3 protein-coding genes are annotated in these 5,564 nt (G+C 38.3%); all 3 read left to right on the top strand.

Annotated elements, in window-relative coordinates; all coding sequences use genetic code 11:
• Positions 1 to 98 precede the first annotated feature (98 nt).
• Entirely contained in the window at positions 99 to 452 is a 354-nt protein-coding gene (locus ACU1LP_RS19225) for a type II toxin-antitoxin system TacA family antitoxin (RefSeq protein WP_445737079.1), read from the top strand.
• A gap of 250 nt (positions 453 to 702) precedes the next feature.
• Entirely contained in the window at positions 703 to 954 is a 252-nt protein-coding gene (locus ACU1LP_RS19230) for a GNAT family N-acetyltransferase (RefSeq protein ID WP_445737081.1), read from the top strand.
• A gap of 299 nt (positions 955 to 1,253) precedes the next feature.
• On the top strand, positions 1,254 to 5,003 hold the full coding sequence (gene purL, locus ACU1LP_RS19235) for a phosphoribosylformylglycinamidine synthase (RefSeq protein ID WP_445737080.1): 3,750 nt from the start codon (positions 1,254 to 1,256) through the stop codon (positions 5,001 to 5,003).
• Positions 5,004 to 5,564 lie beyond the last annotated feature (561 nt).

Below are 5,564 nucleotides of genomic sequence, written 5' to 3' on the forward strand. Positions count from 1 at the left end.
GAAAGATGATAAATTACAATTAAAACGCAATGGAATCAGTACTTTCGAAGTGCGATTTAAGTGCCTATACCTAAAAAGTTATTTTCGACACGTCTTCGATGGGTTCGCTCCCGCTCAACTCCCATATAAACACCATACAACCAATAGCCATCCCGATATACAATTATGCTACAAAGGAATTAAAACAGGAAAAAGCGAGATTTGATACTCGTTTATCAAAAGAACAGAAATTATTTTTTGAAAGAGCTGCCCGAGTTGGTGGATATAGAAGCTTAACAGATTTTGTTGTTTTAACTGTTCAAGAAAAAGCTAAAGAAATTATATCTGAAAAAGAGCAGACCATTGCTTCAAAAAGAGATAGTGACATATTTTTTGATGCAATCACAAATTCACCGAAAGCAAATAAAAATCTTATTGATGCTACGAATGAATACAAAGCTCTTTTATCTTAATGGACGAACTGACAGAAAACTTAAATTCTAATTATAGAAAAAAAGAATTTTCGTGCGGTAAAGAAATGCTTGATAATTATTTGCACAAACAAGCAAATCAAGACATAAAAAGAAAATTATCTGCCTGCTTCGTTCTGAACGACAAAGAAACGGATCTATTAAAAGGCTACTATACTTTAGCTAATAACAGTTTAGCTCAAGAATTAATCCCAGAGGGATTTCAAAAAAACTGCCTAATTCATATAAATCTATACCTACTACTCTACTCGGACCTTTAGCAGTAAATAACAGATTTCAAAAACAAGGAGTTGGAAAATTATTGTTGGTAGATGCTTTAAAGCGAAGTTACAAGATTTCAAAAAGTATAGCTTCCTTTGCAGTTGTAGTTGATCCGATTGATGAAGATGCTGAAAGATTTTATGCTAAATATGGTTTTATTAAACTACCAGATAGCGGAAAAATGTTTCTAACAATGAACACAATAAAAACATTGTTCGAGTAAAAGTACTGTGGCTAAACAACGTATATAAAAAATAAAAACTTTATTTAATGGATAAATTTACCACATACCATTACAATTTAAAACTCCAAATTTAGTACCAACTATTTCTTTCTTAAATGCTTGCTTAAAAATCATTCCATCAACTCTAAAACTTTTATTCTGGCGTATGATCCAAACAACAGCATGATATTGTTCAAAATCCTGTTAACAACCGCGTCTGCTTTCATGAAAAAAGCAATACTGAATCGGTAAAAATGTGTATTTTTGCGTTTTCTTAAACATACACAAACCCATACATAATGATTCACTTCTTTGGAAACGTAAATAGCAAGGTTTTTGCTGTTCAGGCAACAAAAGAATTATCAACCGAAACCATCGCTAAATTAATGTGGTTATTTGCCAGTCCTGGACTCGTTTCTGGAGCCCCAAAAATAGAACAAGCATCTCTCGATGCTTTTTTTGTTGGCCCACGTGCCGCCATGATAACACCTTGGAGTACCAATGCTGTGGAGATTACCCAAAACATGGGGATTTCCGGTATTATTCGCATTGAGCAATTTCAATCGGTTTCTAAAGATTTCAATGGTTTTGACCCTATGATTTCCGAGAAATTCAATGGATTGAACCAGGAATCATTCACCATCCATATAAAACCAGAACCCATTCTTAGTGTAGATGATATTGCTGCCTACAACCAAAAAGAAGGCTTGTCGTTAAGTGATGAAGAAGTTGCCTATTTAGAAGGCGTTGCTAAAAAAATCGGTCGCCCGTTAACTGATTCTGAAGTGTTCGGGTTTTCACAAGTAAATTCAGAACACTGTCGCCATAAAATTTTCAACGGCACTTTTGTGATTGATGGGGTTGAAAAACCAGCCTCACTATTCAAACTCATTCGTAAAACTTCTGAAACACATCCAAACACCATAGTTTCGGCATATAAAGACAATGTGGCTTTTATTGAAGGTCCGAAAGTGGAACAATTTGCACCTAAAACGGCCGATAAACCCGATTTTTATCAAACGAAAGACTTTGAATCGGTAATTTCACTAAAAGCGGAAACCCATAATTTTCCAACAACCGTGGAGCCTTTTAACGGTGCCGCAACAGGTTCGGGTGGCGAAATTCGCGATCGATTGGCTGGCGGAAAAGGCTCGTTGCCATTAGCAGGAACTGCGGTTTATATGACGTCTTATTCTCGTTTAGAAGAAGATCGCCCATGGGAAAAAGCATTTGCGGCACGCAAATGGTTATACCAAACTCCCATGGATATTTTAATAAAAGCATCCAACGGCGCATCCGACTTTGGAAACAAATTCGGGCAACCCCTTATCTGTGGTTCGGTGTTGACGTTTGAACATGAGGAATCCCTCTCTAACTCCCCCGAAGGGGGAGAACCACAACGCAACTCTTCCCCTTCGGGGAAGCTGGATGGGGCTAGAAAATTAGGTTTCGATAAAGTGATTATGCAAGCTGGAGGTATCGGTTATGGTAAAAAAGACCAAGCTTTAAAAGACAAGCCTCAACCGGGCGATAAAATCGTGATTCTTGGTGGCGAAAACTACCGTATTGGCATGGGAGGTGCCGCGGTTTCGTCTTCTGATACGGGTGCATTTGCTTCAGGAATCGAATTGAATGCGGTACAACGTTCTAACCCAGAAATGCAAAAACGTGCTGCCAATGCTATTCGCGGCATGGTTGAAAGCGATAGAAATTTCATCGTTTCCATTCACGATCATGGTGCTGGTGGCCATTTGAACTGTTTGTCTGAATTGGTTGAAGATACCGGTGGTAAAATAGATTTAGATGCGCTTCCTGTGGGCGACCCAACACTTTCCTATAAAGAAATTATTGGTAACGAATCGCAAGAACGCATGGGCTTGGTAATTGATAAAGACCATATTGATATCCTGCAACGTATCGCAGACAGGGAACGTGCGCCCATGTACACGGTTGGCGACGTTACGGGCGACGACCGGTTTACTTTTGAATCTAAAACCAACGGACACAAACCGATGGATTTAGCTATGGAAGATATGTTTGGTAGTTCGCCGAAAACCATCATGAACGATAAAACCATTAAAAGAAATTATAGTGAAATAAACTATAATCCTGATAATTTCCCTGATTATTTAAAGCAGGTTTTACAACTGGAAGCCGTGGCTTGCAAAGATTGGTTAACAAATAAAGTAGATCGTTGTGTTGGTGGCAAAGTAGCGAAACAGCAATGTGCTGGCCCGTTGCAACTGCCTTTAAACAACGTGGGCGTTATGGCGTTGGACTACAAAGGAAAAGAAGGTATTGCCACTTCCATTGGGCACGCACCTATTTCGGGATTGATCGATCCGGTTGCAGGCAGCAGAAATGCCATTACCGAAGCGTTGACCAACATTATTTGGGCACCTTTAAAAGAGGGATTAAAATCGGTTTCATTATCGGCAAACTGGATGTGGCCTTGTAAAAATGAAGGTGAAGATGCGCGTTTATATGAGGCCGTAGAAGCGGTTTCGGAATTTGCGATTGATTTAGGCATCAATGTGCCAACGGGAAAAGACTCCCTTTCCATGAAACAAAAATATACTAATGAGGAAGTGATTGCTCCCGGAACGGTTATTATTTCGGCAGCAGGAAACTGTAACGATATTGGCAATGTTGTGGAGCCTGTTTTTAAGAAAAACGGAGGTTCTATTTACTATATCAACATTTCGCAAGATGATTTTAAACTGGGTGGAAGTTCGTTTGCGCAAATATTAAATAAAATAGGAAACGATGTGCCCACCGTAAAAAATGCCGCTTATGTAAAAACCGTTTTTAATACCATTCAAAAATTAATAAAAGACAAACAACTAGTGGCAGGGCACGATGTGGCTTCTGGTGGATTGATTACCACATTATTGGAAATGTGTTTTGCTGATAACAATTTGGGGGCTGAACTGGATTTATCTGCTTTAGCTGAAAAAGACACAGTAAAATTATTGTTTTCTGAAAATGCTGGCATTGTTATTCAAGCGAATGACGCTTCCATTGAATCTATTTTATCCAAAGCTAACATAGCGTTTTCCAACATTGGAAAGGTAACCCATAGTGATACTTTAAGTATTGTGAATGACAACGACATTTTCAGTTTAAATGTATCTGATTTACGCGATGTTTGGTATAAAACCTCTTTCTTATTGGACCAAAAACAAACAACTAATAATTTAGCAAAAGATAGATTTGATAATTATAAGAACCAACCTTTACAATATACATTTCCAAAACATTTTACCGGAAAATCCCCCTTCCCCTTTGGGGAAGGTCGGGATGGGGCTCCCAAGGCCGCTATCCTTCGTGAAAAAGGTAGCAATTCAGAACGTGAAATGGCAAACGCCATGTTTTTGGCAGGTTTTGATGTAAAGGACGTACACATGACCGATTTAATTTCGGGTCGTGAAACCTTGGAAGACATTCAGTTTTTAGGCGCTGTTGGCGGTTTTTCAAATTCGGATGTTTTAGGATCTGCAAAAGGTTGGGCAGGCGCCATTAAATACAACGAAAAGGCCAATAAAGTGATTCAGGATTTCTTCAAAAGAAAAGACACCTTATCGGTTGGTATTTGTAATGGTTGTCAACTTTGGATGGAATTGGACCTTGTTAATCCAGAACATGAAGTTCACGGAAAAATGGTTCATAACGATTCACATAAGCACGAAAGCAATTTCACTTCTGTTAAAATTCAAGAGAATAATTCTGTGATGCTGTCTACTTTGGCGGGATCTACTTTAGGGGTTTGGATTTCGCATGGCGAAGGGAAATTTAACTTGCCTTATTCAGAAGACAACTACCAAATTGTTGCTAAATATGGTTATGCTGAATACCCTCATAACCCCAATGGTTCCGATTTTAACACCGCGATGATGTGCGATAAAACAGGGCGTCATTTAGTAACCATGCCACACATAGAGCGTTCAACCTTTCCATGGAATTGGGCCTATTACCCAGAAGGCAGGAACGATGGTATATCACCATGGTTGGAAGCCTTTGTGAATGCCCGAAAATGGTTGACGAAATGATTTCCACTAAAAGCAAAAATCCCGATTTCATTTGTTTAAAACCGGTATTTTTCTATAATCTATTTTACTGAAAAGGTAATTAGACCCCTCTGCTTAAAGGCATCTCCCCTTGAAAAAAGGGGAGAAATTTTACATACCTAATTCAATGTCGTTTAGTTAAGGTTCTTTTTAGCTCCCGAACCAAGTTCGGGATAACAAACTTACCAGCACATTGCCATGCTGAACTTGTTTCTGCATCTTTTTGCTTGATATTTTTTTGTTAATCGTTACCCAATTTCCTTAACTAAACGACATTGATACCCAATTAACGTGAATAACGGATAAAAAAATTAAGATTGAATTTTTATTCCCCCCCTAAAGGGGGTGGAAAAATTCCTTAAATGTAGAAAATGTATCACCCTTTAGGGTTGGGGAAGGGACATTTTTGGCTCAATAGGGCTATCCATTTTTCACGTTAATTATCACTACTAACCGACTAAATATTTTAAGATAAAGGGCTACTTTTCACAGTAAGCCCTTTTTTTTCATACTTTTTGCGTGTTAAAACCAAAAGTTATGAGT

It is taken from the genome of Mariniflexile sp., from assembly GCF_052728615.1.